Annotated in this window: 27 protein-coding genes; 9 read left to right on the top strand and 18 right to left on the bottom strand. The window is 68.0% G+C overall.

The window, feature by feature from the left end; translation table 11 throughout:
* Positions 1 to 19: 19 nt before the first annotated feature.
* Both K2X73_RS14155 and K2X73_RS14150 read left to right on the top strand, forming a co-directional pair.
* Complete coding sequence (locus K2X73_RS14155) at positions 20 to 259, top strand: hypothetical protein (protein ID WP_294111872.1); 240 nt, start codon at positions 20 to 22, stop codon at positions 257 to 259.
* 68 nt (positions 260 to 327) lie between these two features.
* Positions 328 to 849: a hypothetical protein gene (locus tag K2X73_RS14150; protein WP_294111871.1), complete on the top strand. Its 522-nt coding sequence runs from the start codon at positions 328 to 330 to the stop codon at positions 847 to 849.
* 36 nt (positions 850 to 885) lie between these two features.
* On the opposite strand, the gene K2X73_RS14145 is transcribed toward K2X73_RS14150, so the two are convergent.
* The 9 genes from K2X73_RS14145 to K2X73_RS14105 form a co-directional block, all read right to left on the bottom strand.
* Positions 886 to 2295 carry an HWE histidine kinase domain-containing protein gene (locus tag K2X73_RS14145; RefSeq protein ID WP_294111870.1) on the bottom strand — a complete coding sequence of 470 codons (1410 nt, stop codon included), beginning with the start codon at positions 2293 to 2295 and terminating at the stop codon, positions 886 to 888.
* A 77-nt stretch (positions 2296 to 2372) separates the two neighbouring features.
* Positions 2373 to 2978, bottom strand: a complete 606-nt coding sequence (gene eda / locus K2X73_RS14140) for a bifunctional 4-hydroxy-2-oxoglutarate aldolase/2-dehydro-3-deoxy-phosphogluconate aldolase (protein ID WP_294111869.1) — start codon at positions 2976 to 2978, stop codon at positions 2373 to 2375.
* Positions 2975 to 3940 carry a glucokinase gene (glk, locus tag K2X73_RS14135; RefSeq protein WP_294111868.1) on the bottom strand — a complete coding sequence of 322 codons (966 nt, stop codon included), beginning with the start codon at positions 3938 to 3940 and terminating at the stop codon, positions 2975 to 2977. Before glk ends, eda begins: the two co-directional genes overlap by 4 nt.
* A 157-nt stretch (positions 3941 to 4097) precedes the next feature.
* A complete protein-coding gene (edd, locus tag K2X73_RS14130; RefSeq protein ID WP_294111866.1) occupies positions 4098 to 5912 on the bottom strand; it encodes a phosphogluconate dehydratase in 1815 nt (604 codons plus the stop codon).
* Positions 5912 to 6616, bottom strand: a complete 705-nt coding sequence (gene pgl / locus K2X73_RS14125; protein WP_294111864.1) for a 6-phosphogluconolactonase — start codon at positions 6614 to 6616, stop codon at positions 5912 to 5914. The genes edd and pgl overlap by 1 nt, the downstream gene beginning before the upstream one ends.
* Positions 6617 to 6662: 46 nt before the next feature.
* On the bottom strand, positions 6663 to 8120 hold the full coding sequence (zwf, locus tag K2X73_RS14120; RefSeq protein ID WP_294111862.1) for a glucose-6-phosphate dehydrogenase: 1458 nt from the start codon (positions 8118 to 8120) through the stop codon (positions 6663 to 6665).
* Entirely contained in the window at positions 8117 to 9040 is a 924-nt protein-coding gene (gene argC / locus K2X73_RS14115; protein WP_294111860.1) for an N-acetyl-gamma-glutamyl-phosphate reductase, read from the bottom strand. The genes zwf and argC overlap by 4 nt, the downstream gene beginning before the upstream one ends.
* Positions 9037 to 9336, bottom strand: a complete 300-nt coding sequence (locus tag K2X73_RS14110; protein ID WP_294111859.1) for an SH3 domain-containing protein — start codon at positions 9334 to 9336, stop codon at positions 9037 to 9039. Before K2X73_RS14110 ends, argC begins: the two co-directional genes overlap by 4 nt.
* A gap of 7 nt (positions 9337 to 9343) precedes the next feature.
* Positions 9344 to 9670, bottom strand: a complete 327-nt coding sequence (locus tag K2X73_RS14105) for a MarR family transcriptional regulator (RefSeq protein WP_294111910.1) — start codon at positions 9668 to 9670, stop codon at positions 9344 to 9346.
* 277 nt (positions 9671 to 9947) lie between these two features.
* Here K2X73_RS14105 and secG point away from each other — a divergent pair, with 277 nt between their 5' ends.
* On the top strand, positions 9948 to 10403 hold the full coding sequence (secG, locus tag K2X73_RS14100; RefSeq protein WP_294111857.1) for a preprotein translocase subunit SecG: 456 nt from the start codon (positions 9948 to 9950) through the stop codon (positions 10401 to 10403).
* Positions 10404 to 10492: 89 nt separating this feature from the next.
* On the top strand, positions 10493 to 12127 hold the full coding sequence (locus tag K2X73_RS14095; RefSeq protein ID WP_294111855.1) for a CTP synthase: 1635 nt from the start codon (positions 10493 to 10495) through the stop codon (positions 12125 to 12127).
* 220 nt (positions 12128 to 12347) lie between these two features.
* Here K2X73_RS14095 and K2X73_RS14090 read toward each other — a convergent pair whose 3' ends face one another.
* Positions 12348 to 12797 carry an Hsp20 family protein gene (locus tag K2X73_RS14090; protein WP_294111853.1) on the bottom strand — a complete coding sequence of 150 codons (450 nt, stop codon included), beginning with the start codon at positions 12795 to 12797 and terminating at the stop codon, positions 12348 to 12350.
* Positions 12798 to 13258: 461 nt separating this feature from the next.
* Between K2X73_RS14090 and K2X73_RS14085 the strand changes: the two genes are divergently transcribed.
* Genes K2X73_RS14085 through K2X73_RS14070 form a run of 4 tightly spaced genes read left to right on the top strand, consistent with a single transcriptional unit; the run spans position 13259 to position 16239 of the window.
* The gene (locus tag K2X73_RS14085; RefSeq protein ID WP_294111852.1) at positions 13259 to 14509 is read left to right on the top strand and encodes a lipoprotein-releasing ABC transporter permease subunit; all 1251 of its coding nucleotides are present in this window, start codon (positions 13259 to 13261) and stop codon (positions 14507 to 14509) included.
* A complete protein-coding gene (locus K2X73_RS14080) occupies positions 14502 to 15173 on the top strand; it encodes an ABC transporter ATP-binding protein (RefSeq protein ID WP_294111848.1) in 672 nt (223 codons plus the stop codon). The genes K2X73_RS14085 and K2X73_RS14080 overlap by 8 nt, the downstream gene beginning before the upstream one ends.
* Entirely contained in the window at positions 15170 to 15769 is a 600-nt protein-coding gene (locus K2X73_RS14075; RefSeq protein WP_294111846.1) for a GNAT family protein, read from the top strand. The genes K2X73_RS14080 and K2X73_RS14075 overlap by 4 nt, the downstream gene beginning before the upstream one ends.
* On the top strand, positions 15766 to 16239 hold the full coding sequence (locus K2X73_RS14070) for a glutathione peroxidase (RefSeq protein ID WP_294111844.1): 474 nt from the start codon (positions 15766 to 15768) through the stop codon (positions 16237 to 16239). Before K2X73_RS14075 ends, K2X73_RS14070 begins: the two co-directional genes overlap by 4 nt.
* A gap of 9 nt (positions 16240 to 16248) precedes the next feature.
* Here the strand turns inward: K2X73_RS14070 and K2X73_RS14065 are convergent, their stop codons facing one another.
* The 7 genes from K2X73_RS14065 to glmU form a co-directional block, all read right to left on the bottom strand.
* Entirely contained in the window at positions 16249 to 16680 is a 432-nt protein-coding gene (locus tag K2X73_RS14065) for a DUF4112 domain-containing protein (protein ID WP_294111842.1), read from the bottom strand.
* Positions 16681 to 16685: 5 nt separating this feature from the next.
* The gene (locus tag K2X73_RS14060; RefSeq protein ID WP_294111839.1) at positions 16686 to 18146 is read right to left on the bottom strand and encodes an ABC transporter substrate-binding protein; all 1461 of its coding nucleotides are present in this window, start codon (positions 18144 to 18146) and stop codon (positions 16686 to 16688) included.
* A 68-nt stretch (positions 18147 to 18214) separates the two neighbouring features.
* A complete protein-coding gene (locus K2X73_RS14055) occupies positions 18215 to 20320 on the bottom strand; it encodes a S9 family peptidase (RefSeq protein WP_294111838.1) in 2106 nt (701 codons plus the stop codon).
* Between the two features lie 74 nt (positions 20321 to 20394).
* Positions 20395 to 22218 (bottom strand): glutamine--fructose-6-phosphate transaminase (isomerizing), encoded by a 1824-nt coding sequence (gene glmS / locus K2X73_RS14050; protein WP_294111836.1) that lies wholly within the window; start codon positions 22216 to 22218, stop codon positions 20395 to 20397.
* Between the two features lie 12 nt (positions 22219 to 22230).
* Complete coding sequence (locus K2X73_RS14045; RefSeq protein WP_294111833.1) at positions 22231 to 22605, bottom strand: type II toxin-antitoxin system VapC family toxin; 375 nt, start codon at positions 22603 to 22605, stop codon at positions 22231 to 22233.
* The gene (locus tag K2X73_RS14040) at positions 22602 to 22874 is read right to left on the bottom strand and encodes a ribbon-helix-helix domain-containing protein (protein ID WP_294111831.1); all 273 of its coding nucleotides are present in this window, start codon (positions 22872 to 22874) and stop codon (positions 22602 to 22604) included. Before K2X73_RS14040 ends, K2X73_RS14045 begins: the two co-directional genes overlap by 4 nt.
* Positions 22875 to 22904: 30 nt before the next feature.
* Positions 22905 to 24251 carry a bifunctional UDP-N-acetylglucosamine diphosphorylase/glucosamine-1-phosphate N-acetyltransferase GlmU gene (glmU, locus tag K2X73_RS14035; protein WP_294111829.1) on the bottom strand — a complete coding sequence of 449 codons (1347 nt, stop codon included), beginning with the start codon at positions 24249 to 24251 and terminating at the stop codon, positions 22905 to 22907.
* Between the two features lie 78 nt (positions 24252 to 24329).
* Between glmU and gph the strand changes: the two genes are divergently transcribed.
* Complete coding sequence (gene gph, locus K2X73_RS14030; protein ID WP_294111827.1) at positions 24330 to 24998, top strand: phosphoglycolate phosphatase; 669 nt, start codon at positions 24330 to 24332, stop codon at positions 24996 to 24998.
* A 1-nt stretch (position 24999) separates the two neighbouring features.
* Here gph and K2X73_RS14025 read toward each other — a convergent pair whose 3' ends face one another.
* Entirely contained in the window at positions 25000 to 25956 is a 957-nt protein-coding gene (locus K2X73_RS14025) for a CsgG/HfaB family protein (RefSeq protein ID WP_294111825.1), read from the bottom strand.
* Positions 25957 to 25999 lie beyond the last annotated feature (43 nt).

Raw genomic sequence — 25999 nt, 5'->3', positions numbered from 1 at the left:
GGATATTGCCATGCGCGAGATGGAGAGCCTGATTGCCGCCCCGGGAGAGACGCATGATTGCGTCTGGCGCAATCTGCCGCTGCTGGTGCGCCTCGCCTCGATCACCGCTGCCGGCCTTGCCTGCCTGATTCTCGCTTATGGCGTGCTGGTGGCGCCGCTTGGCGAGCAGCTGCAATTGCTGTGCGTCGCCGCCTTCGCCACCGCCGCCGCGCTGCAAGTGAGCAGCTTTTTTTACGCCTGCTGGCGCGCCCAAGACTAGCCGCGCGGAACGGCTGCCCCGGCCTGTGGTTGTCCCTGCATCGGCGGGGGATCAGCCAGGAGGCCAAGATGCACACAGTTTCCGCGATGTTCGATAGCAGCGACGACGCCCAGCGAGCGATCGCGGCGCTACGGGACGCCGGCGCGCGCGACTCGGCGCTCTCCGTGATTGGTCGCGACGGCGAGACCCAGAGCACCACCGATCTCGACGAAGAGGATAACGGCGGCAGTATGATCCGCGGCCTGCTCGGCGGCGGCGCGCTCGGTGCCGGGCTGGGCGTGGCGGCGCTCGCGATTCCAGGCGTGGGGCCGCTCGCGGCGGCGGGCGCGATCGCGGCGGCGGCGGTCCCCAGCGCGCTGGGCATCGGCGCGGCGGCAGGCGCGGTCGCCGGCTCGCTCAACGAGGCGCTGATGGCGCACGGCGTGAGCCAGGACGATGCTCGCTATTATGAAGGCCGGCTCGGCCAGGGCGGCGTGTTCGTCTCGGTCGACACGCGTGAAGCCGGGATCGATCCGGAGACGGCGCTTGGCATCTTGCATCGCCATGGCGGGCATAACGCCAGCCGCCAGACCGCCGCGTCGGGCTACTGACCCATCCCGCCGGCGCGTGAACGGCGCGCCGGCGGTTCAGGCGGCGAGCAGGCGCGCGCTGGGCACCGAGAGCGTGGCGATCAGGCCGTCCGGTGCCCAATCCTTGCGCACCATGCCATCCAGGCTGCGCGTGACGCTCTGCTCGATCAGCCGGGAGCCGAAGCCGCGCCCGGCCGGCGGCACCACCGGCGGCCCGCCTTCCTCCTGCCAGCGGAGCACCAGCTGATCCTGATCGATCCGCCAGTCGATCCGCACCCGGCCACTGGTGACCGAAAGCGCGCCATATTTGGCGGCGTTGGTCGCGAGTTCGTGCAGCACCAGCGCGAACGCCTGCGCGGTTTCGGGGGCGAGCGCGACCGGCGGCCCGCTCGCCGTGCAGCGATCGGGGGTGGCGCCGGCATAGGGTTCCAGCTCTCGCGCGACGATTGCCGCCAGATCGACACTGCTCCATCCTGCCTGCGCCAGCAGCCCGTGCGCGCGGGCGAGCGCCTGGAGCCGGTTGCCGAGCGCTTCGCGATACGCCTCGATCGTCGGCGCGCGGGTGAGGGTGGCGAGCGACTGGACGATGCTCAGCAGGTTCTTGGCGCGGTGATCGACCTCGCGCGCAAGCAGCTTCTCGCGCGCCTCGGCCTGCTTGCGATCGGTGATGTCGATGATCGTGCCGAGAAAGCCGGTGATGTGGCGCCCGCCGTCACGTAACGGGCGATAGGCGACAAGCCAGCTTCGCTCCGCCTGCGCCACATCGTCCCAGCCAGTGATCTCGATACCGCCCACTTCCTCGCCGGCCAGCAAGCGTGGCTGCATCGCACGCAGCGCCTCGCAGGTCGCGGGCGGCAGGATTTCCTCGATGGCGCGGCCATAATGTGCCTCGGGCGGCAGGCCGTTGATCATCGCGAGCCGTGAGTTGATCCGCTTGAAGCGGAAATCGGTGTCGAACAGCACGATCCCCAGCGGCGCGGCCTCATAGACCGCCGCCGCCTCGTGTGTGTTTTCCAGCGCGCGCTCTTCGCTCGCACGGCGCATCGCCTCCAACCGTTGCGGACAGCGCAGCAGCTGCACCGTGCCCTCCAGCCGTACCGCCTGCCGCCCCTCGAAAGTGACGAAGCCGGTCGCGAGCACGGCTTGTTCCGGCCCGCCGTCGCGTGGCAATACGCGGTACTGCGCCTCGTACATATGCGGACCGTCGGGATCGAGCGCGACCGCGACACGAGCCTCCACCGCGGCGCGATCCTCGGGGTGGACCGCGGCGCTCCAACGATCATACGTCACTGGTTCGCCAGCAGGCAGGCCCCAGACCCGGTGCAGCAGTGGATCCCAGGTGATTTCGCCGGTGCGAACATCATAGCGGTGGATGCCGACGCCGCAGCGCTCGAGCAGTTCGGCGAGCGGTCGCTCGGCCAGGCGATCATCGGTCGATGGCGAAGCCGGCCGCGCCTGCTGCGTCATTGGTTCGTTCCTGTTCCGCCCCCGCGGCTCCCCTTCACCTATCAGTTTGTTTCGCTCGCCCCAAGTCCCTGCAAGGTCTAGTCGCGGGGCAGCGCGGCGGCAGCACGCGCCTGGCGCTCGACGCTGGCGAGATCGCCCTTGTCCACCCAGCTTCCGCCGACGCACAGCACCGCCGGCAGCGCGAGATAATCGGGTGCGGTTTCGGCGGTGATGCCGCCAGTGGGGCAGAAGCGTGCCTCATGGAAAGGCGCGGCGAGCGCCTTGAGCGCCTTCACCCCGCCCGATGCTTCGGCCGGGAAGAACTTGAAGTGGCGCAGGCCGAGCGCATAGCCGCGCATCAGGTCGCCCGCCGTCGCGACGCCGGGCAGGAAGGGCACGTCGCTCGCGATGATCGGCTCGGCGAGCGCCTCGGTGAGCCCGGGGGAGACGATGAACTCGGCGCCGGCCGCCATCGCCTGATCGAACTGATCGTGGCTGACGACCGTCCCCGCGCCGACGATCGCGCCCGGCACCTGCTTCATCGCCGCGATCGCGTCGAGCGCGGCGGGGGTGCGCAGCGTCACTTCCAGCACGCGAAGCCCGCCGGCGACGAGCGCCTCGGCGAGCGGCCGCGCGGTCGCGACGTCGTCGATCACCAGCACCGGGATCACCGGGCTGGTGCGCATGATCGCCTCGATCGTCATTGGGCATGCTCCTGGGCAAAGGCGGCGGCGGCGCCGAACAGGCCGGGTTGGGGGTGAGTGATCAGCTTCACCGGAATGTCTTCCATCAGCGATCGGAAGCGCCCCTTGGCGGCGAAGCGCTCGGCGAAGCCCGAACGGGCGAAATGGTCCTTCAGCCGCAGCCCGAGCCCGCCGGCGATCACCACGCCCTTCGCGCCTTGCGCGAGCGCGAGATCGCCCGCGACCGCGCCGAGGCTGAGGCAAAAGCGGTCGAGCGCGGCGAGCGCGAGGCTGTCGCTGCCTTCCAGCGCCATCGACCAGATCGCCTTGTCATCGAGCCGGGGCACCGCGCGTCCCTCGATCTCGGCGAGGGTTTCGTAGATCGCGATGATGCCGGGGCCGGCGCAGATGCGTTCGGCGGAGACGCGCGTGTAGGTCTTGCGCAGCCGCTTGAGCATCGTGTCCTCAAGCGCGTCGAGCGGGGCGAAATCCTGATGCCCGCCCTCGGTCTCGATGACGTGATAGCCCTGCGCGAAGCGGTGGACGATCGCGACGCCAAGCCCCGTGCCAGGGCCGCATACGGTGAGGCTGCCATTTTCGGGCAAGCGGACATTGGGGCCGCAGAGATGATCGAAATGTTCGGGGGCGAGCTGGGCGACGGCGTGCCCCACCGCGCCGAAATCGTTGATCAGAACGAAATCGTCGACCTCCAGCCGCTCGCGCACCAGCGCCGGGCGGATGATCCAGGGATTGTTGGTGAGCTTGATCAGCTCGCCCCCGACCGGCGAGGCGACCGCGATCGCGGCGGCGCGGGGCAGGGCGCCGACCTGCGCGCCGAATGCCTGCCACGCGGTCTGAAGGCTGGCATATTCGGCGGTCTTGAGCGTGACCGGCACGCCCAGCGCCACCACACGACCATTCGCCACCTCGGCGAGGGCGAAGCGGGCATGGGTTCCGCCGATATCGACTGCGACGACGTTCACTTGGTTGCCTCTCCGTTCGTCATTGTAGCCGAGGCGCGATACCAGGACCGGCCCCTCTCCCCGACCCTCTCCCCTGAAGGGGAGAGGGAGTAAAAGTTTCAGCCCTCTCCCCTTCAGGGGAGAGGGTTGGGAGAGGGGTGGATGCGAAGCACCACCCTCACAACCCCATCGCCGCCAGCAGCGGCGAGGCGCCGGCCTCTGCCTCGTTCGCCGCCTGGCGGAACAGCGCGAACAGCTCGCGGCCCGTGCCCGTCTGGTCGTGATGGCATTCCGCGAGCGGGCGCGCGGCCCATTCGGCGGCATCGACCTTCGCCTCGAGCACGCCGGCCTCGGCATCCAGCCGGATTACGTCGCCGTCGCACACCTTCGCCAGCGGCCCGCCGCCCAGCGCCTCGGGCGAGCAGTGGATCGCGCTCGGCACCTTGCCCGATGCGCCCGACATGCGGCCATCGGTCACCAGCGCGACGCGGAAGCCCCGGTTCTGGAGCACGCCGAGCACGGGGGTGAGCTTGTGCAGCTCGGGCATTCCGTTGGCGCGCGGGCCCTGGAAGCGGACGACGACGATCACGTCTCGCTCCAGCTCGCCGGCCTTGAACGCCTGCTGCACCGCCAGCTGATCGTCGAACACCCGCGCCGGCGCCTCGATCACCCAGCGCTCGCGCTCGACCGCCGAAACCTTGATGCACGCCCGGCCGAGATTGCCGGTGAGGATGCGGAAGCCACCCTCGGGGGAGAAGGGCGCGCTCGCCGGGCGGACGATGCTCTCGTCGCGGCTTTCGCCCGGATCGTGCCAGACGAGCTTGTCGTCCTCCAGCGTGGGGCGCTTCGCATAGGCGCCCATATCCTCGCCCGACACGGTCAGCAGATCGCGGTGGAGCAGCCCGGCGTCCAGCAATTCGCGCACGACGAAGCCGACCCCGCCCGCCGCCTCGAACTGGTTCACGTCCGCCGAGCCGTTGGGATAGACGCGCGCCAGCAGCGGCACCGCGCGCGAGAGCCGATCGAAATCCTCCCAGTCGATCATCACCCCGGCGGCGCGGGCGATGGCGGGCAGGTGGATCAGGTGGTTGGTCGAGCCGCCGGTCGCGAGCAGGCCGATGGCGGCGTTGACGATCGCCTTTTCATCGACGCAGTGGCCGATCGGGCGGTAATCCTGCCCCTTCCAGCTGATCTCGGCGAGCCGGTGGACGGCGGCGCGGGTGAGCTCCTGGCGCAGCTTGGTGCCGGGATTGACGAACGCGGCACCGGGGATGTGGAGCCCCATCAGCTCCATCATCATCTGGTTGGAGTTCGCCGTGCCATAGAAGGTGCAAGTGCCCTTCGAATGATAGGCGGCGATCTCGGCGTTGAGCAGTTCTTCCTTGCCGACTTTGCCTTCGGCGAACGCCTCGCGCACCTTGGCCTTGTCCTTGTTCGGCAGGCCCGATGCCATCGGCCCACCGGGCACCAGGATCATCGGCAAATGGCCGAAGCGCAACGCGCCGATCAGCAGCCCGGGCACGATCTTGTCGCAAATGCCGAGCAGGGCCGCGCTTTCGAACATGCCGTGGCTGAGTGCGACCGCGGTGGACAGCGCGATCGTGTCGCGGCTGAACAGCGACAGCTCCATGCCGGGATAGCCCTGGGTCACCCCGTCGCACATCGCCGGCACGCCACCGGCGACTTGCGCGGTCGCGCCGACTTCGCGAGCGAACACCTTCATTTGCTCGGGGTAGCGATAATAGGTCGCGTGCGCCGAGAGCATGTCGTTGTAAGCGGTGACGATGCCGATATTCACCGCGCCGCCCCGCAGCGCGTCGCGATCCTCCTCGGTGCCGGCATAGCCATGCGCCAGGTTCGCGCAGCCGAGCTTGGGGCGGTCGATGCCCTGGTCGCGCTCGCGCTCGATCAGCGCGAGATAGGCGGCGCGGGTCGGCCGCGAGCGCTCGATCACCCGGTCGGTGACGGCGGCGATGGCGGGGTGCAGCGACATCAGGCGCTCCAGTGAATGTCGACCGGCAGCTCGACATCGGCGAGCACCCGACCGATCGGATAGGGGGAGGCGGCGCCCTTCTTGATCGCCGCTTCGATCACATCGCGCTTGGCCTGGCCAGAAACCGCGATCATCAGCGCGCGCGACAAGCCGATGGCGTGCGCTGTGAGCGTCACGCGCGCGACCGGCGCTTCGGGCGGCAGCGGATCGGGCATCACCCCCACCGCGCGGCGTTCGCGCGGGCCGGCGACCGCTTCGTCGAAATCGGGACCACGAAAGATCGAGGCGGTGTGGCCATCGGCGCCGACGCCGAGCAGGCACAGGTCGAGCGGCCAATGCACATCGCGCAGCCGTGCGTCCGCCGCGCGCCCGGCGGCCTTGTAATCGGCCGCCGCCTCACTGGTGATCGGCAGCACCCGCGCGCCCTTGGGCATGAACTGCTTGGCGAGCGCGGTGACGTTTGACAGCGGATCGCCCATCGCCACCAGCCGGTCGTCGGTCGGGATGATCGTCACCCGCTTCCAATCGAGCTTCGCTTCGGCGAGGCGGTCATAGATCGGCAGCGGGGTCTTGCCGCCGGGCAGCGCGACTACCGCATTGCCGCGGGCATCGATCGCGCTTTCGATGATGAACTGCGCGTCCTGCGCGACGGCGCAGGCCATCTCATCGGCGCTGTCATAATCCCACCATTCGATCTCGGTCATCGCTGTTTCCTTTACTGGCGGGTGGTGGTGGAACGGATGGACCAGCTCAGCCTTCGTGCCAAGTAACACCGTCGCGCTCGGTGAGGGCGATCGCGGCGGAGGGGCCCCAGCTGCCGGCCGCATAGGGGCGCGGCTTCATCCCGTTTGCCGCCCAGCCGGCGCGAATCGCGTCGATCCATTCCCATTGTGCTTCCACCTCGTCGCGGCGGACGAACAGGGTCGGGTCGCCCTCGATCAGATCGAGCAGCAGCCGCTCATAGGCGATGCGCCGCCGCGTGCCCGCGAACTCGGTGTCGAGCGACAGATCGAGCGGCACCTCGCGCAGGCGCAGCCCCTCGCGGTCGAGCCCCGGCTCCTTCGCCATCACCAGCAGCCGCACATATTCCTCGGGCTGGAGGCGGATAATCAGCGTGTTGGGCTGAAGCTGCCCGCCGCGCGCCGCGAAGATCGAATGCGGCACCGGCTTGAACTGGACGACGATTTCGGACTGGCGCGCGGGCAGGCGCTTGCCGGTGCGCAGATAGAAAGGCACGCCCTGCCAGCGCCAGTTATCGACATGCGCCTTCAGCGCGACGAAGGTTTCGGTGGTCGACTCGCGCTCCAGCTCCTCGGCATAGCCGCGCACGATCTCGCCCTTCACCGCGCCGCCCGCATATTGGCCGGTGACGGTGAGGTGCGGCACCTCCGCCGGCGCCATCCGCCGCAGCGAGCGCAGCACCTTCACCTTCTCATCGCGGATCGCGGTGCCGTCGAAACGCGCGGGCGGCTCCATCGCGATCAGCGAGAGCAGCTGGAGCATGTGGTTCTGCACCATGTCGCGCAAAGCGCCCGAGCCGTCATAATAGCCCGCGCGCCCCTCCAGCCCCACCGTCTCGGAGATGGTGATCTGCACGTGATCGATGCCACGCGCGTTCCACACCGGCTCGAACAGCGCATTGCCGAAGCGCAGCGCGAGGATGTTCTGGACGGTTTCCTTGCCCAGATAATGGTCGATCCGGAAGGTACGGTCTTCGGGGAAAGCCTCGGCCACCGCGTCGTTGATCTCGCGGCTCGAGCCGAGATCGGTGCCGAGCGGTTTTTCCAGGCCGATCCGAACCCCGTCGCCGGCAAGCCCCGCGCCTTCCAGCCCGCGAATGGTGGGGCGGAACAGCGAGGGCGCGGTCGACAGGAAGATCGCGAGCCCGCCCTCACACCCGCCGACCTTCTGCGCGAGCGCGGCAAACCCGCCAGGGTTCGAGGCGTCGAGCGGCTGATAGCCGAGCCGGGCGAGGAAGCTTTCGATCTGCGCCGAATCGCGGCGATCGGCGGGCAGGAAGGTATCGAGCGCGTGCGCGGCGAAGGCGCGGTAGCTCGCATCGTCATGCTCGGAGCGCGCCGTGCCGGTGATGGATAGCGCAGCGGGCAGCAACCCATCGGCGTGGAGCCCGTAGAGCGAGGGCAGCAGCATCCGCTGCGCGAGATCGCCGGTCGCGCCGAACAGGAGCAATTTGGTCGCCGCGCTCATAATTTCAGCCCCGCCAGCGGATCGAGGCCCGCCATGATGTTGAGATTCTGCACCGCCGCGCCCGCCGCTCCCTTGCCGAGATTGTCGAGCGTGGCGATCAGCCGGACCTGATCGTCATGCCCGCATACCCGCAGCGTCAGCCGATCGGTGCCGGCATTTTCCTCGACGCGAACCAGGCTGGCGTCGCCCGGCGCGACGGTGACGAGCGGGGTGTCGGCATAAGCCTCGGAAAGCACCGCCTCGATCGCGGCGCGACCGGGGCGGCCGGGAAGTGCGTGCAGCGGCAGCGGCACCTCCACCACCATCCCACGATAGGTGCGCGCCACCGCCGGCATGAAGATCGGCGGGTGGGCAAGGCCGCCGTGGCGCTGCATCTCCGGCACATGCTTGTGGGCGAGGCCCAGGCCGTAGCCGCGAAACGCGGTCGCCTCGCTGCCATCCTCGAACTCGGCGATCATCGCCTTGCCGCCGCCCGAATAGCCCGACACGGCATTGACGCTTAGCGGCCAATCGGCGGGAACCAGCCCGGCCCGGACCAGCGGCGCGACGAGCGCGAGGAAGCCGGTCGGGTAACAGCCGGGATTGCTGACGAAGCGGGCGCCGGCGATCGCCGCTTGCCGGCCGGGCGCGAGCTCGGCCATGCCATAGGTCCAGTCCGCCGCGACGCGGTGCGCGGTGGAGGCGTCGATCACCCGCGTGTTCGGATTGTCGATCAGCGTGATCGCCTCGCGTGCGGCATCGTCAGGCAGACACAGGATCACGACATCGGCCGCGTTCAGCGCGTCGCGGCGCGCGGCGGCGTCCTTGCGCTGCGCCTCGTCGAGCGTGATCAGCGCGAGATCGTCCCGCCCGGCGAGCCGCTCCCGAATCTCCAGGCCGGTCGTTCCCGCAGCGCCGTCGATGAACAGCCGTGGCGTCACCGCGCTTCCTTGGTCGCGAGCGCATCCCGCGGGACATAACCCGGTCGTCCACCGGCAACGCCCCAGGCCTTGCCGTGCGCGAAATCCAGCGCCTCGAAAATCTCGCCGACCGCGAGCGTCGCCAAAATCGCCGCCTCCTCCTCCGGCCCGGCACGCAGCGGCGTGGGGGCGATCACCACCATAGGGAGCGGCGCGGCATAATGCGGCGCGAATACGTATTCGGCGAGCCGGACATCAGCCAGATCGCGCCGGACGGGGTGGCGCGATGGGTCGAGCGGCCGCGACGGGCCGCTCAAGCAAAAGCTACGCGGGGACTCGCTGGCGCTCGGCTTGGCCGTGCTGGTGGGTGCCGATGAACTGCCCGAATTCTTCAAGAAAATGTGCCCCCTCGGCCGTGCGCGCGACATAGATGTTGCGCTTGTCGCTATCGTCCCTTTGGCGGCGGAGATAGCCGAGCGCACCGAGCCTGTTCAAGGCGCGCGTGATCACCGGCTTGGAGACGTTGAGCGCGCGCGCCAGCCCACGCACGGTATGCGGCCCGGATTCGAGATAGACCAGCATGAGCAACGCCATCTGCCGGTTGGTGAGATCGGGCTCACCCGAGCGGACATAATCGATCAGCGCGCTCATCCAGTTGCCGAGCATCGGCGCGGCATGATGCGGATCGAGTTGGAACTGGCTAGCGGCCGGGGGAGGATTCATACGCGCAATACCTATCGTCGGTCGGAGTGACACATGGGTCGTAACGCTCACATTCCCCTACGGTTTCATGCGCTTGAAAAATTGTTTCGGCCGCGCTCGGGCGGGCGCGACGAGCCGTGGCGCGGGCGCGGTTGATCGCCGGGTAAGCCTCGCCTATGTGCCCGTCTTTGAATTTCCCCTCACGAACGGAAAATTTGGCACCGCCATGCTGTTTACCTTCCTGCTCGTCGTCCAGGCCATGATCGCCGCTGCGTTGGTGGGCGTTATCCTCATCCAGAAGTCGGAAGGGGGCGGGCTCGGGATGGGCGGCAGTCCCTCGGGGCTGATGTCGGCGCGTGGCGCGGCCGATTTCCTCACCCGCACCACCTCGATTCTGGCGGCGGTGTTCGTCGGCCTGTCGATCCTGCTCGCGGTGCTCGCGGCGACGCGCAACGCGACCAGCCGGGTCGAGGCGAGCGCGCCAGCGAGCGTTCCCGCCGCCGGCGCCCCGGCGGCGCCCCCGGTCGGCGGGCAGGGCGCGGCACCGTTCGCGCCGCAAAAGTCGGCGGCCGAACTCGCGGCCGAGGCGGCGGGCAACCAGTCGGCGCCCAAGGCCGACAACAGCGCCGCTCCCAGCAACAGTGCCGCTCCCAGCAACGGCGCGGTGCCGCTGCAACGCTGATCGCCCGCACAGGTCGATAAATTTCGCGCGCCCGAACCGGATTCGGGCGCTTGCCCACGGTATCGTTTCAACGCTAGGCGGTTCTTCCCATGGCGCGGTTCATTTTCATCACCGGCGGCGTGGTTTCCTCGCTCGGCAAGGGTCTCATGGCGGCGAGCTTGGCGGCTTTGCTGCAGGCGCGCGGCTATCGCGTGCGCATCCGCAAGTTCGATCCCTATCTGAACGTCGATCCCGGCACGATGTCGCCCTATCAGCACGGCGAAGTCTATGTGACCGACGATGGCGCCGAGACCGATCTGGATCTTGGCCATTATGAACGCTTTACCGGCGTTCCCGGCCGCCAGTCGGACAATATCACGACGGGCCGCATCTATCAGACGATCATCACCCGCGAGCGGCGCGGCGATTATCTGGGCGCGACGGTGCAGGTGATCCCGCACGTCACCGACGCGATCAAGGCCTTCGCCACCGCCCAGACCGACGATCTCGATTTCGTGCTGTGCGAAATCGGTGGCACCGTGGGCGACATCGAGTCTCTGCCGTTCATCGAATCGATTCGACAGCTTCGCAACGATCTGGGGCGCGGCCAATCGATCAGCATCCATGTGACGCTCGTGCCGTTCATCGCCGCGGCGGGCGAGCTGAAGACCAAGCCGACCCAGCATAGCGTGCGCGAACTGGCGGCCCTGGGCGTGCAGCCCGATGTGCTGGTGTGCCGCGCCGAACGCCCGCTGCCCGACAGCGAGCGCGCGAAGATCGCCTTGTTCTGCAACGTGCCCAAGGCGGCGGTGGTCCCCGCGCTCGACGCGCCGAGCATCTATGCGGTGCCCCTGCAATATCATGCCGAGGGGCTCGACCAGGCGGTGCTCGACGCGTTCGGCATTTCGGGCGCCCCGCAACCCAATCTCGGCCGTTGGCAGGAAATCGTCGACCGGCTGGAGAATCCGGAAGGCGAGGTGACGGTGGGCGTGGTCGGCAAATATGTCGGCCTGCCGGACGCCTATAAGTCATTGAACGAGGCGCTGGTGCATGGCGGCATCGCCAACCGCGTGCGCGTCAACATCCGCTGGATCGACGCCGAACTGTTCGAGCGGCCTGAGAGCGACATCGCCGCGAGTCTCGAACCGATGCACGCGATCCTCGTCCCCGGCGCGTTTGGCGAGCGCGGCGCGGAAGGCAAGATCGCGAGCGTCCGCTTCGCGCGCGAGCGGGGCGTGCCCTATTTCGGCATCTGCTTCGGGATGCAGATGGCCTGCATCGAGGGGATGCGGAACCTGGGCGGCGTGGCGGATGCCAGCTCGACCGAATTCGGCCCGACGCCCGAGCCGGTGGTGGGCCTCATCACCGAATGGATGAGCGCCGACGGGCTCCAGCAGCGCGCCGAGGGCGGCGACCTGGGCGGCACGATGCGGCTGGGCGCCTATACCGCCCGGCTCGATGGCAACAGCGTCGTCGCCTCGATCTATGGCAGCGAAGAGATCAGCGAGCGCCACCGCCACCGCTATGAAGTGAACACCGCCTATCGCGAGCGGCTTGAGAAGAACGGCCTCGTCTTCTCGGGTATGTCGCCCGACGGGATGCTGCCCGAGATCGTCGAGCGGCCCGATCATCCGTGGTTCGTCGGCGTGCAGTTCCACCCCGAGCTGAAGAGCAAGCCGTTCGATCCGCACCCGCTGTTCAAGAGCTTCATCGAGGCGGCGGTGCGGCAGAGCCGGCTGGTTTAGGGAGTCTCTTAGGGGCGGTGCGCTGGGCTTCGACCCACCCCCGACCCCTCCCTTGCAGGGAGGGAAGTGGCGACCACTCGCCTATGAAAGCCCCTCCCTGGAAGGGAGGGGTTGGGGTGGGTGGAAGCGGCACGCGCCGCCCCACCAAGATCAGTGCCGAAAAAAAGAGCGCCCGGACCCATCGGCCCGGACGCCCCTGTCGCTCTTCAGGATCAAGCGGTTACGCCGGCTGCGCCTCCAGCACCGGGGCGGCGCCCGTCTTGATCTCGATCGTTTTCGGCTTCATCGCCTCGGGTACTTCGCGCACCAGGTCGATCACCAGCAGGCCGTCGGCGAGCCGCGCTTCCTCCACCCGCACGAAATCGGCGAGCTCGAAGCGCCGCTCGAAGCTGCGCGCGGCGATGCCCAGGTGCAGGAACGCGCCCTGCGGTGCCTGATCGTCCTTCTTGCCCTTCACCAGCAGCAGGTTCTGCTGCGCCGTCACCTCGATCTCGCTCGACTGAAAACCGGCGACTGCGAGAGTGATGCGATAGTGATTCTCCGCCAGCCGTTCGAGGTTGAACGGCGGATAATTTTCGGACTGCGCCTGGCGGGCGCTCGTCTCCAGCATGTCGAACAAACGGTCGAAGCCGATCGCCGAGCGGCGATAGGGGGACAGATCGATACGCATATAAACTCCTCCAAATGAGCGTGTTTATGACTGGCCCGCATGAAGCGCGGCCGGTATCGCGGCCCGCATGGCACCGCGATGCGCCAAAGTTAGGAAGCGCCGAAAGCCGATCAAGAGGGGAACGAAGCGGGGTGAAACAGCAAGCGCCCGGATCGCGGTTCAACGCAACCCGGGCGCCCTGCGTGACGATCGCTCGTCAGCCCCCTAGTGAACCGTTGCCACCGCCGTGTCCCTGCGTCGGTGGTAACTCCCCGAACCACGGCCATTTGCCTGTGTCTCAGTAGCGTTGTTGCTAAGCCCAACGGCGCGGCTTGTCATCGTTCCACGATGTTCCCGTGCGCGATTGCCGCACGCCTGTGGCCTATTGGCAACAACGCTGGCGGCAGTTGCCAGCGCGGTCCGCTCGCTCTACCTCGGCGGCCACGCCCAACTCGGGCGAGCGGGGGGCCGCGGAGACAAGCATGTTCCTGTCGCGCTATGAGCGGATGATCGCGCGCCGCTATTTGCTGCCCGGCAAGGGCGAGGGGTTCATCTTCCTCGTCGCCGGGATCAGCCTGAGCGCGGTGATGCTCGGCGTCGCGGCGCTCGTCATCGTGATGAGCGTGATGAACGGCTTCCGCGCCGAACTGTTCGACAAGATCGTGGGGCTGAACGGCCATGCCGTGATCCAGGGCTATGGCGGCCAGATCCGCGACTGGCGCGAGCTGGTCGCGCAAGCCAGGACGACCCCCGGCGTGACCGAGGCGACCCCGCTGATCGAGCAGCCGCTCTTTTCCAGCTACAACGGCCGCGCCGAACCCGTGCTGCTGCGTGGCCTCAGCCCCGCCGATCTGCTGGGCAACAAGGAAATCCGCGCCGGGGTGCTGAACGGCGATCTGCGCGGCATCACCCCCGGCAGCAACCGCATCGCGATCGGATCGCGCCTCGCCCAGGCGCTCGGCGCCGATGTCGGCAGCGAGATTTCGCTAATCAGCCCGCAGGGGCAGACGACGCCGTTCGGCACGGTGCCGCGGATCGTGTCGTACACGGTCGGCGCGATCTTCGAGGTCGGCGTCTATGATTATGACAAGGCCTATGTGCTGATGCCGCTGGCCGACGCGCAGACCTTGCTGATGCTGGGCGACAGCGTCGGCGTGATCGAACTGCGCACCACCGACGCGGACCGGGTGCAGCAAATCCTGGCGCCGCTGGTGCAGAAGGTCGGTCGCCGCGCGGTGCTGTCCGACTGGCGCCAGCTCAACTCGCAGCTGTTCGAGGCGCTGGAGGTGGAGCGCGTCGCGATGTTCACCGTGCTGTCGATCATCATCGTCGTCGCGGTGTTCAACATCCTGTCGTCGCTGATCATGCTGGTGCGCGCCAAGACGCGCGACATCGCGATCCTGCGGACAATGGGCGCGACACGTGCCGGGCTGCTGCGCATCTTCGTGACGGTGGGCACCGTGATCGGGGTGCTTGGCCTGATCGCGGGGGTGGCGCTGGGGTTCGTGTTCCTCGCCTTCCGCCAGAATGTGGTGGTCGCGATCCAGATGCTGACCGGGCAAAATCTGTGGGACCCGCAGATCCGCTTCCTCACCGAGCTGCCCTCCAAACCCAATCCGATCGAGGTGATCGTGATCGCGCTGATGGCGCTGGTGCTGAGTTTCCTCGCGACGCTTTACCCGGCGTTCAAGGCGGCGAACACCGATCCGGTGCAGGTGCTGCGCTATGAGTGACGTGTTGCGCGTCGCGGGGCTGACCCGCAGCTTCACCCAGGGCGGGGTGACGATCGAGGTGCTGCGCGGCGTCGATCTGGCGGTGGCCGCCGGTGAGATCGTCGCGCTGCTCGGCCCCTCGGGATCGGGCAAATCGACGCTGCTCCAGGCGGTCGGCCTGCTCGAGGGCGGCTTTGGCGGCTCGATCATGATCGCGGGCGAGGAGGCGAGCCAGCTCGACGCGCATGGCCGTACCATCCTGCGGCGCGACCGGCTGGGGTTCGTCTATCAGTTCCACCACCTGCTCCCCGATTTCAGCGCGGCGGAGAATGTCGTGCTGCCGCAGCTGATCGGCGGAGTTCTGCCGGCCGAGGCCGAGGCACGGGCGGCCGATCTGCTCGCCAAGCTCGGGCTCGGGCACCGGCTGACGCACCGGCCAAGCCAGCTTTCGGGCGGCGAGCAGCAGCGCGTCGCGGTCGCCCGCGCGCTCGCCAACCGCCCGGCGCTGGTGCTCGCCGACGAGCCCACCGGCAATCTCGACGAGGCGACCGCCGACATCGTCCTCGCCGAACTGCTGCGGCTGGTGCGCGAGCAGGGATCGGCCGCGCTGATCGCCACGCACAATGAACGGCTGGCGGCCCAGATGGACCGGGTGGTGCGGCTGCACGAGGGGAGATTGGCATGAGCTGGACCGACACGCCGACGCTGACCGGGCGCCACGTGACACTGCGCCCGCTCCAGATCGAGGACGCGCCCGCGCTCGGCGCCGCCGCCGCCGATGGCGGACTGACCGAGCTGTTCTTCGCCAATGTGATGACCTTCAACGATCCGCCCACGGCGGTCGCGGCGATGCTGAAGGAGCGCGATCACGGCCGCGCGATGCCCTTCACCGTCGAAACCCCGGCCGGGGCCGTGGTTGGCTGCACCCGGTTCATGCGGATGAGCCAGCAGCACAGGCGCGTCGAGATCGGCGGTACTTTCTATGCCGGCTCGGTGCAGCGCACGGGGCTCAATACCGAGGCGAAGCTGCTGCTCCTCACCCACGCGTTCGAGGTGCTGGGGTGCAATGTCGTCCAGATCCGCACCGATTGGTTCAACAAGCGCAGCCAGCGCGCGATCGAGCGGCTGGGCGCCAAGCGCGACGGGGTGCTGCGCAACCATCAGCTGATGCCCGACGGGCGCTTGCGCGATCTCGTCGTTTATTCGATCATCGCCAGCGAATGGTCGGGGGTGCGGCAGAACCTTCAGTTCCTGCTGGCCCGCGCCGAGGGGGAGCGATGATCGCGACGCACCAAGTCCGCCGCCCGGATGGCAGCCTGCAGCGGCTGGCCGATTATGCGGGCCAGGTGCTGCTGATCGTCAACACCGCGTCGCAATGCGGCTTCACTCCGCAATATGCCGGGCTCGAAGCGCTGTGGCGGCGCTACCGCGAGCGCGGCTTCGCGGTGCTGGGCTTCCCGTGCAACCAGTTCGGCGCGCAGGAGCCGGGATCGGCCGAGGAAATCGCGAGCTTCTGCTCGCTGACCTACGACGTCAGCTTCCCGCTGTTCGCCAAGATCGAGGTGAACGGGGCGGGGGCGGACCCGTTGTACAAGGCACTGAAGGCGGCGGCGCCGGGGCTGCTCGGCAGCCGATCGATCAAGTGGAACTTCACCAAGTTCCTGGTCGATCGCGAGGGCAAGGTCGTGCGCCGCTATGGCCCGCAGGTGAAGCCCGAAACGCTGGAACAAGACATCGAGGCGCTGCTCTAACGGCGCCCTTCAGCCCGTCACCACCGCGCCCGCCGGGTGATTCTTGTCGAGATGGCGCTTGATGATCCGCAGGTTGCGGGTGTTCGATCGGAAGAAGAAATCGGGGATCGCGCCGACGAACGGGATCAGCCCGAGCCCGAAATCGAGCCCGACATTGCCCATCATCCGCGCGATCTGGAAGCGCGACATGCCAAGGTTGCGCGCCTCCCACACGATCCAGCCGCCGAGCAGCGCCGCGACGACATCGCCGGCGACGGGCACGAAATCGAGCAGCACATCCAGGCCAATGGGCCGGTTGATGCCGGGGATCACCACCAGCCGTTCGAGCACGCGCTCCATCCCCTCGACGCGCGCGCGCACCGCCGCGGGATCGCGCGACAGGTTGGCGGCGGTGGCGAAGCGGTCGAACAATTCGGGGTCGATGCGGGCTTGGCGGGGCATGGCTGTTATCTCGGTTCGCGTCTCAGCTGGTTCAACGGGTGCCAGCCGCGCGCGTTCCCCTGCCAGCGCGCCAGACGCAACGATACCGCCGCCCAGCGCAGCGGCCGGGCGATCGGGATGAAGCACTGGTCGGCGGCGATCAGCCCGTCGGCCGCCGCGATCTCCGCCGCGCGGCTGGACATGTCGTTCGCGTCGCGCGCCGCGATCAGCCGGGCGGCCGCCTCGTCGCTCGTCACCGGGCAGGCGGTCGAAAGATACCAGCGCGCGCTATCGTAAGGGGCGATTGCGTCGATCAGTTGCAGATCGGTCGGGGCGGTGGCGGGCACGCGCACCAGCGTCACCCCGATCGCGCGCAGCGATGCGCCGACAAAGCCGAACAGCAGGTTCGCCCCCGGCCCCTGCGGCAAAGCGATCCGCACCACCGGCGCCTCCCCGCCATGGGCCGCACGCCAGGCGGCGACGCGCTGGCGTGCCTCGGCGCGCCGCGCGCCCGCATCGGTCACCGCCCAGCTGGCGAGCGCCGGCGGGTTCGCCGAGTCGAGTCGATCGGGCAGGATTTGCTCGGCCGGCGCCCAATCGTCGGCGAAGGCGGCGGTGAAGGCGGCGCGGTCGATCCCCTCGGCGAGCGCGGCACGGTTGGCGGCCTCGCTCAGAAACCCCTCGCGCGAGACGATGGCGAGGCCGAACAGCCCGGCGGGGAGATCGAGCCGGAAATTGGCGGGCGCGATCCCCGCCGCGCGCGCGATCGGCAGATCGAGGAAGCTGCCGCCCGTCACCAGATCGGACTGGCCGGCGCGGAACCGGGCGAGCGCGCGCGCGGCCCGTTCCCCGGTCAGCAGCACATTCTCCTCGGGGCTCGGCGTATCGCCATCGGCGGCGCGCACCGGATCGAACACCGGCTTCAACAGCACGAAGCCGCCGCCCGCGCGGCTGGCGCGATAGGGGCCGGTGCCGCCGGGCGGCCGCTGGCGGACAATGCCGAGTTCGGGCTGAGCGAACAGATTGAGCAGATCGGGGCGCGGCCGCTTCAGCCGCACCTCGATCACCTGCGGCGTCATCTCGACGATCTCGTCGATCGCGGTGAGATACGGGGCGAGCGGGTTGCGCGAGCCGGGCGCGCGCTGGCGATCTAGTGCGGCGATCACCTCGGCGGCGGTGATGCGCTTGCCACCCGGCCATTCGGCCTCGCGCAGGCGGAAGACATAGCTCGCGCCATCGTCGAGCACGGTCCAGCGCTCGGCGAGCCCCGGAGCGACGCGGCCCTGCGCGTCGAAGCGCACCAGCCCTTGCGCGATCGAATCGCGGAGCAAGCGCGCCGGCATGTCGAGGGGACGGCGGGCGGGGTCGATCAGTTCGGGCGCGCCGCCGATCGCGCTCACCACCACCGGCCCCTGATCGGGCCGCCGGTTGCACCCGCCGAGCAGGGCAAGGCCGGCGAGGCAGGCGAACGTCAGCGAGCGCGGCATGGCCGCCTTATGGCAAGCGGGCGGGGCGGGGGCCAGCCTCCTTTGCGCCGCCCCGCGCGCCGCGCGGCTCAGTTCACCCCAAGCTGCTGGAGCAGGAACGCCTGCCATTCGGCATTCTGGCGATAACGCTCGAACCGGCCGGACTTGCCGCCATGCCCGGCCTCCATGTTCACGCGGAAGACGAGCGGGTTGCTGTCGGTCTTCAGCTCGCGAAGTTTCGCGACCCATTTGGTCGGCTCATAATATTGCACCTGGCTGTCCCACAGGCCGGTGCCGACATAGAGCGCGGGATAAGCCTTCGCGGTTACGTTGTCGTAAGGCGAATAGCTCAGCATGTAATCATAATATTGCTTCTGCGCCGGGTTACCCCATTCGTCATATTCGAAGGTGGTGAGCGGGATCGACGCATCGAGCATCGTCGTCACCACATCGACGAACGGCACCTGGGCGATGATCACCTTGTAATCCTCGGGCGCCATATTGGCGACGCCGCCCATCAACAGCCCCCCGGCGCTGCCGCCGAGCGCCGCGACCCGGCCCTTTGCCGCATATTTGTTGGCGACCAGGAAGCGCGTCACGTCGATGAAATCGGTGAAGCTGTTGCGCTTGTTCAGCAAATGCCCGTCATCATACCAGCCGCGGCCCATTTCCTGGCCGCCGCGGATATGCGCGATCGCATAGACGACGCCGCGATCGAGCAGCCCGATCCGTCCCGGATCGACCGCCGGATCGGTCGAGATGCCATAGCTGCCATAGGCATATTGGAAGAGCGGGGCGGTGCCGTCGCGCTTCACGCCCTTGGCATAGACGATCGAGACCGGAATCCGGGTGCCGTCGCGCGCTGTCGCCCACAGCCTTTCGGTGGTGTATTTGGTGGGATCATAACCCGGCACCGGCGCCACCTTCAGCACTCGCCGCTCGCCGGTGCGGGCGTTGACTTCATAGGTGGTGGTGGGCGTCACGAGCGAGGCATAGGTGTAGCGCACCCAATCGGTCTTGGCCTCGGCATTGATGCTGAGCGCCATCTGATAGGCGGGCTCGTCGGCCTTCACCGGCACCGACCTGCCGGCATCGGTCAGCAGGCGGATCATCCGGTTGCCGCCCTCGCGCTGATCGATCGCGATGAACCCTTCGAACGGCTGGAAGTTCTGGATGAACACGCTGTCGCTCGCCGGCGTCAGATCGCGCCACGCCGCCGGTCCCTTGCCGAGCGCGGCGTCGGCGACCGTCACCAGCTTATAGTTCTTCGCGCCGCGATTGGTGCGGATCACCCAGTGATCGCCGATATGATCGGCGTCGTATCGGAATTCGCGCGCGCGCGGGGCGATCACGGTGAACTGGGTGGGATTGGCGGTGGGGGCGCAGCGCTGCTCGTCACTGACCGTGCTCGAGATCGCGATGCAGATCCAGCGCTCGTCGGCGGTCTTCAACAGGCGCATGTTGAAGGTATCGTCCTTCTCCTCATAGAGGAGCCGGTCGGCGCTCGCCGGCGTGCCGAGCTGGTGCGCCTTCACCCGGAAGCCGCGCAGCGTGACGGGGTCTTTCTCGATATAGAGCAACGTCCGGTTGTCACCCGCCCAGACGAGGTTGGGCTCGATATTGGTGATGGTGTCGCCGGCGACCTCGCCGGTCGCGAGGCTCTTCACCTTCAGCGTATATTGGCGCCGGCCGACGACATCTTCCGCCCAGGCGACGCGCTGGTTGTCGGGGCTGACGTCCCAATCGCCCAGCGCGAAGAAGTTATGGCCCCGCGCCATCGCCGGCTGATCGAACATCGTCTCCGCGGGCGCGCCGAGCTCGCCCTTGCGGCGTTCGATGATCGGGTAATCGGCGCCGGTCGCGAACCGCGTGCCGTACCAATAGCCGTTCTTGCGGAACGGCACCGAGGCATCGTCCTGCTTGATATGGCTCACGGTCTCTTCGTACAGCTTGGCCTGGAGCGGCTTCAGCGGCGCGAGCTGCGCATCGGCATAGGCGTTCTCGGCCGCGAGATAGGCGAGCATCTCGGGGTTCTTGCGGGTGTCGTCGCGCAGCCAATAATAGCTGTCCTCGCGCGTGCCATTGGGCGATTGCACCTGGTGCGGGCGTTTGGCCGCCTTGGGCGGCGCGGCCGTCTGCGCCATCGCCATCGCCGGCAGACCTGCCGCCATCGCCGCCGCCAACCATCCGCGCATCGTCGCCTCCCCCTTGTGCTGACGCGCGGTTCTGGCACGCCCGCCGGCACAAGGAAAGACGATCCGACAGGCGGTTATTCGACCGTCACCGACTTCGCCAGGTTGCGCGGCTGATCGACATCGGTGCCCTTGGCGACCGCGACATGGTACGCCAGCAGCTGCACCGGCACCGCATAGATGATCGGCGCGATCAGCGGGTGGACCTTGGGCATCTCGATCGTCGCGAGGCAGCCTTCGCCCGCCTCGGCGAGCCCTTCGGCATCGGAGATCAGCACGATCTTCCCGCCCCGCGCGCGCACTTCCTGCATGTTGCTGACGGTCTTTTCGAACAGCGGGCCGGACGGGGCGAGCACGATCACCGGCACCGCCTCGTCGATCAGCGCGATCGGGCCGTGCTTCATCTCGCCACTGGCATAGCCTTCGGCGTGGATATAGCTGATTTCCTTGAGCTTCAGCGCGCCTTCCAGCGCGAGCGGATAATCTGGCCCGCGCCCCAGATAGAGCACGTCGCGCGCCGGGGCGATCAGCGGCGCCATCGCGGCGATCGCGCCATCGAAGGCGAGTGCTGCGTTGAGCGCGGCGGGGGTTTCGGTGAGGTGGCGGACGATCTCGCGCTCTTCCTCGCGGTCGATCCGTCCGCGCTTCACCGCCAGATGCGCGGCGAGCACCGCCAGCACCGAAAGCTGGCAGGTGAACGCCTTGGTGGAAGCGACGCCGATCTCCGGCCCGGCGTGAGTGGGGAGCAACAGATCGGCCTCGCGCGCCATGCTGCTCGTCGGCACGTTCACGACGACGGCGATTTTCTGCCCCTCCGCGCGGGCATGGCGCAAAGCGGCGAGCGTGTCCGCCGTTTCGCCCGATTGCGAGATGAACAGCGCGAGGCCGCCCGGCTCCAGCACCGGGTTGCGATAGCGGAACTCGCTCGCGACATCGATGTCGACCGGCACGCGCGCGAACTGCTCGAACCAGTATTTGGCGACCATCCCGGCATAGAAGCTGGTGCCGCAGGCAACGATCGTCACGCGCTTCACGGTCGAAAGGTCAAAGTCCATCTGCGGCAGCGCGACCGCCTGCTCGACCGGGCGGATATACGAGCGCAACGTCTGCGCGACGACGATCGGTTGCTCGAAAATCTCCTTCTGCATGAAGTGGCGATACGGCCCTTTCTCGACCGCCGCCGCCGACACGCCCGAGCTGACGACCTCGCGCGAGACCTGCCGGTTCTCGGCATCGAACACCTGCGCGCCCTCGCGGGTGATCACCAGCCAGTCGCCCTCGTCGAGATAGGCGATGCGCTGGGTAAGGGGGGCGAGCGCCAGCGCGTCCGAGCCCAGGAACATCTCGCCCTCGCCATAGCCGAGCACCAAGGGCGAGCCGAGCCGCGCACCGATCAGCAGATCGGGATGCTGGCGGAAGGCGATGGCGAGCGCGAAGGCGCCGCGTAGCATCGGCAGCACCGCCTTCACCGCGTCCTGTGGGCTGTCCCCCGCCTCGATCCGCTCGCTCACCAGATGGGCGACGACCTCGGTATCGGTCTCGCTCTCGATTCTGCGCCCGCGCGCGAGCAGGCCGTCGCGCAGCGGCTTGAAATTCTCGATGATGCCGTTGTGAACCAGCGCGACCTCGCCGGTCGCATGGGGGTGGGCGTTGTTCGCGGTCGGCGCGCCGTGGGTCGCCCAGCGGGTATGGGCGATGCCGATCGTGCCAGGGGCGGGGTTGGTGCCGAGTTCCTGCACCAGATTGGCGAGCTTGCCCGGCGCCCGCCGGCGGATCAGCGCGCCGCCATCGATCGTGCAGACGCCGGCTGAATCATAGCCGCGATATTCCATCCGCTTCAGCCCTTCGACGAGCCGATCCGCGACGCTGTCCTTGCCGACGATACCGATGATGCCACACATGGGGAGGGGCCTTTAGTTCTTGAGCTGATAGGGAACGCGGATGCCAGGCATTTCCGCCGGGAAATCCTTCGTGTTGCGGGTGACGAGAATGCGCCCCGAAACCTGTGCCGAGGCGAGAATGATAGCATCGGGCGATTTGAGCGACTTGCGTTGATGCCGCAGCGCGGCGGCGCGGCGGGCAATTTCTTCGTTGATCTCGCTCATCGCGAACAGGCGGAGAAACTCCTCGGTCTCCGAAGCGGCCTCATCGGGTACGCCCGACATGACCTCGATCCAGGTCATCCGGCTGATCCAAGCCCGTGTGACGTTACGGACTTCGGCCCATGCTGCCGGACGATTGTGGAGCATGTCGATCACGATGTTGGTATCGAAAAAACGCTCGCTCACGCGGCGTCGTTCTTTTTGTGTGGCGGGTCGAAAGCGCCAACATCGGGCCATTCGCCGCGCAGCTTGCGCTCATAATCCAGGCCATCAACCGTCGAGCCATAGCGTTCCCACAAGCCGAAATAACGCTCGAAACCCTGTTTCGATTCGGCCGCGAGATACTCTGCGACGGCTTCACGGAGCACGGCCGCGCGCGACTTGCCCTCCGCCCGCGCGATCGAATCGAGGCGATTGATGTCTTCTTCAGGGATATCGACGAGGAAGCGCGCCATGATATGGTGATATCATATCTTGATATCAAATCAAGCGCCGCGCTTCTTGCGCGCCATCGCTTCGTGGAAGCGCGTCGCCCAGCCGGGCTTGGCGGATTGCTCGGGGCGGACCAGCCGCAGCTCGCCTTCGCCGACATCCTTGGTGACGGTGCTGCCCGCGCCCACGATCGCCTCCGCGCCAATGCTCACCGGCGCCACCAAAGCGCTGTTCGATCCGATGAAGGCGCGCTCCCCGATCACGGTCTTATACTTGAAATAGCCATCATAATTGCAGGTGATCGTGCCCGCGCCGATATTCGCGCCCGCGCCCACCTCGGCATCGCCCAGATAGGTGAGGTGGTTGGCCTTGGCGCCCGCGCCGAGCACCGCTTTCTTCGTCTCGACGAAATTGCCGATCTTGGCCTTTTCGCCCAGCACCGTGCCGGGGCGGAGCCGGGCGAAGGGGCCGATTTCGCAGCCCGCGCCGATCACCGCGCCTTCGATATGGCAGTTGGCGCGGATCGTTACCCGGTCCGCCACCCGCGCGCCGGGGCCGAAGAACACATTGGGTTCGATCGTCACGTCACGCCCCAGCACGGTGTCATGCGCGAACCACACCGTCTCCGGCGCGATCAGCGTCACGCCATCCGCCATCGCCTGCGCGCGGCGGCGTGCCTGCCACGCGCCCTCCAGCGCGGCGAGTTCGGCGCGGCTGTTCACGCCCGCCACTTCATAAGGATCGGTCGTCACCACCGCGCAAGGCCGCCCATCGGCGCTCGCGATGTTGACGATATCGACCAGATAATATTCGCCCGCCGCATTGTTATTGCCGACGCGCGCGAGCAGCGCGAACAGATCGCCCGCGCGCGCCGCCATCAGCCCGGAATTGCACAGCCGCACCGCGCGCTCTTCCTCGGTCGCGTCCTTATGCTCGACCATCTTCACGATCCGGTCGCCCTCGGCGATCACCCGGCCATAGCGCAGCGTGTCCTCGGGCTCGAAGGCGAGCACCACCACGGCGGGCGCATCGGGGGCGTGCAGCCGCTCGATCATCCGCCGCATCGTTTCCGCCGAGACGAGCGGCACGTCGCCATAAAGGATCAGCACATCGCCCTCGAACCCCGCGAGCGGCGTTTCCGCCTGCTGCACCGCATGGCCGGTGCCGAGCTGTGGCTCCTGCACCGTCAGCTCCGCCGCGCCGCCGAGCGCCGCCTCGAGCTGATCGCGCCCGCTGCCGACCACCACCACCTGCCGCGCGGGCGCGAGTTCGCCGACGCTCGCCAGCAGATGCATCAGCATCGGCCGGCCCGCGATCGGGTGGAGCACCTTGTGCCGGTCAGACTTCATCCGCGTGCCCTTGCCGGCGGCGAGGATGATCGCGGCGAGCGGTGTCGTCATGCTGGTGCCCCTGTCCGTTTCGCGCGCCCCTGCCACGAAGCGCTTGCCATTTCCACCGCTTTGCGCAGAGGCGCAGGCATGGCCTTTCCCTTCGCGATTATCGGCTTCGATCTCGACGGTACGTTGATCGATACCAGCCCCGATCTCACCGCCGCCGTGAACCACGCGCTCGCGCTCGCCGGGCGCGCGCCGCTGTCGGTCGAGCAGGTCGAGACGATGATCGGCGGCGGCGCCAAGCATATGCTGGCGCAGGCGCTGGACGCGAGCGGCGGGATCGAGGCCGAGGCGTTCCGCCCGCTTTATAAGGAGATGCTGCGCTATTACGCGGCGCATGTCGCCGATGGCTCGCGGCCGTTCCCCGGCGCGATCGAGGCGGTCGACGCGCTGCGCGGCGAAGGCGTGCGCGTCGGCATCGTCACCAACAAGTTCGAGGCGCTGGCGGTGAAGCTGCTGAGCGAACTCGGCCTGCGCGACCGGTTCGAGTGCGTGATCGGTGGCGACACGCTCGGCACCGCGCTCGCCAAGCCGCACCCGGCGGGCATCCAGGCGATGATCGAGCGGCTGGGCGGCGGCCGCGCGGCATTCGTCGGCGATTCGATCTATGACATGGAGGCGGCGCGGGGCGCGGGTATTCCCGCGATCGCGGTGCGCTTCGGCTTCCTGCTTGGCCCGGTTGAGGAACTGGGCGCGGACGCGGTGATCGACGCTTATCCCGAGCTGATCCCGGCGCTCGCCGCGCTCGGCTGACTCATTGCGATGGCGCGAGCTTCGTATTCAGCACCCAGCCGATATTGTCGTTCTCGTCCGCCACTTCCCACCACAGGCCGTTCTTGTTGCCGGTGGGGTAGAGGATCGCCCCCGCCGGCAGCGTACGGATCACCTTGGCGGTCCCTGTCGGCGTCGCGCGCAATTGCACCGGGCCTTGCGCGGTGAAGGTTTTCGCGGGGGCGGCCTCGGCGGTGCCGGCGTCCCCCGGCTGCACCAGCCCGAGCGAGTTCACCATCTTCGCATAGGCCTGGATGAACGATAGCGTTACGATCCGGCCGATATCGGTATTGTCATAACCGCCGCCGACCGCCCCCGCGACCGCGAAAAAGCCGCCCGCGCCGAACGACAGGTTGTTCTTCGCCGCATAGCCTTCTTCGGTGGCGAGCGTTTCGGTGGTGCGCACGTTGACCAGCGTCAGCACCGTGTTCGCTTCGAGCTTTTTGGAGCGGATGCCGCCGATCAACCCGCCCAGGCTGCCGCCAACAATCCCGCCCACGCCCGCCGCGACGCCCGACCCGGACACATTGCTGTTCGCGCCCTGGATCTCGGCGACCAGCACATAATCCGCCGCCTTGATCTGCCCCTGGCCGACATTGGAGCGCCGCTGCAGCCCCAGATCGCGGCCGATGTCGCGTTCCTGCTGCGCGGCGTTGAGCCCCGCGCCGCGATCGACCAGATTGACGCAGCCCGATCGCGCGATCAGCACCTTCAGCAGCTTGGAAGGCGGGGCGAGGCTGTTCTGGGTCCACGGGATCGGATCGTCGCCATCGCGCACCGAGATCGTGCCGAGCTTGCGCGTGCATTTGGGCACGTCGTTCGACAGCTGCTCCTGCAACCGCTGCCCGCCCGAGGGCTTGGCGAGCTTCTGCGCCGCCGCCGGTTGCGGCACGAGCGCGAGCGTGGCGAGGCTGATCGCGGACACGAACGGCTTGAACATGGCGTCCCCCCTTGGTCGCTTGATTGCCGGCAGCATAGCCCAG

Origin of the sequence: Sphingomonas sp., assembly GCF_019746665.1 — a bacterium.
In the GTDB taxonomy this organism is placed as follows: domain Bacteria; phylum Pseudomonadota; class Alphaproteobacteria; order Sphingomonadales; family Sphingomonadaceae; genus Sphingomonas.
Note: the sequence above shows the minus strand (reverse complement) of the source record. Positions and strands in the feature narration are given on the sequence as shown.

Excerpts from the sequence above, each read along its gene's own strand:
- K2X73_RS14105 (WP_294111910.1), bottom strand. The coding sequence starts at position 9,670 with ATGAGCGCGCTGATCGATTATGTCCGCTCGGGTGAGCCCGATCTCACC.
- K2X73_RS14085 (WP_294111852.1), top strand. The coding sequence starts at position 13,259 with ATGTTCCTGTCGCGCTATGAGCGGATGATCGCGCGCCGCTATTTGCTG.
- K2X73_RS14025 (WP_294111825.1), bottom strand. The coding sequence starts at position 25,956 with ATGTTCAAGCCGTTCGTGTCCGCGATCAGCCTCGCCACGCTCGCGCTC.
- K2X73_RS14080 (WP_294111848.1), top strand. The coding sequence starts at position 14,502 with ATGAGTGACGTGTTGCGCGTCGCGGGGCTGACCCGCAGCTTCACCCAG.
- edd (WP_294111866.1), bottom strand. The coding sequence starts at position 5,912 with ATGTCGCTGCACCCCGCCATCGCCGCCGTCACCGACCGGGTGATCGAG.
- K2X73_RS14095 (WP_294111855.1), top strand. The coding sequence starts at position 10,493 with ATGGCGCGGTTCATTTTCATCACCGGCGGCGTGGTTTCCTCGCTCGGC.
- glmS (WP_294111836.1), bottom strand. The coding sequence starts at position 22,218 with ATGTGTGGCATCATCGGTATCGTCGGCAAGGACAGCGTCGCGGATCGG.
- gph (WP_294111827.1), top strand. The coding sequence starts at position 24,330 with ATGGCCTTTCCCTTCGCGATTATCGGCTTCGATCTCGACGGTACGTTG.
- K2X73_RS14055 (WP_294111838.1), bottom strand. The coding sequence starts at position 20,320 with ATGCGCGGATGGTTGGCGGCGGCGATGGCGGCAGGTCTGCCGGCGATG.
- K2X73_RS14155 (WP_294111872.1), top strand. The coding sequence starts at position 20 with ATGGAGAGCCTGATTGCCGCCCCGGGAGAGACGCATGATTGCGTCTGG.
- K2X73_RS14040 (WP_294111831.1), bottom strand. The coding sequence starts at position 22,874 with ATGGCGCGCTTCCTCGTCGATATCCCTGAAGAAGACATCAATCGCCTC.
- K2X73_RS14145 (WP_294111870.1), bottom strand. The coding sequence starts at position 2,295 with ATGACGCAGCAGGCGCGGCCGGCTTCGCCATCGACCGATGATCGCCTG.
- pgl (WP_294111864.1), bottom strand. The coding sequence starts at position 6,616 with ATGACCGAGATCGAATGGTGGGATTATGACAGCGCCGATGAGATGGCC.
- K2X73_RS14090 (WP_294111853.1), bottom strand. The coding sequence starts at position 12,797 with ATGCGTATCGATCTGTCCCCCTATCGCCGCTCGGCGATCGGCTTCGAC.
- K2X73_RS14075 (WP_294111846.1), top strand. The coding sequence starts at position 15,170 with ATGAGCTGGACCGACACGCCGACGCTGACCGGGCGCCACGTGACACTG.
- K2X73_RS14150 (WP_294111871.1), top strand. The coding sequence starts at position 328 with ATGCACACAGTTTCCGCGATGTTCGATAGCAGCGACGACGCCCAGCGA.
- zwf (WP_294111862.1), bottom strand. The coding sequence starts at position 8,120 with ATGAGCGCGGCGACCAAATTGCTCCTGTTCGGCGCGACCGGCGATCTC.
- K2X73_RS14065 (WP_294111842.1), bottom strand. The coding sequence starts at position 16,680 with ATGCCCCGCCAAGCCCGCATCGACCCCGAATTGTTCGACCGCTTCGCC.
- K2X73_RS14060 (WP_294111839.1), bottom strand. The coding sequence starts at position 18,146 with ATGCCGCGCTCGCTGACGTTCGCCTGCCTCGCCGGCCTTGCCCTGCTC.
- eda (WP_294111869.1), bottom strand. The coding sequence starts at position 2,978 with ATGACGATCGAGGCGATCATGCGCACCAGCCCGGTGATCCCGGTGCTG.
- secG (WP_294111857.1), top strand. The coding sequence starts at position 9,948 with ATGCTGTTTACCTTCCTGCTCGTCGTCCAGGCCATGATCGCCGCTGCG.
- glmU (WP_294111829.1), bottom strand. The coding sequence starts at position 24,251 with ATGACGACACCGCTCGCCGCGATCATCCTCGCCGCCGGCAAGGGCACG.
- K2X73_RS14070 (WP_294111844.1), top strand. The coding sequence starts at position 15,766 with ATGATCGCGACGCACCAAGTCCGCCGCCCGGATGGCAGCCTGCAGCGG.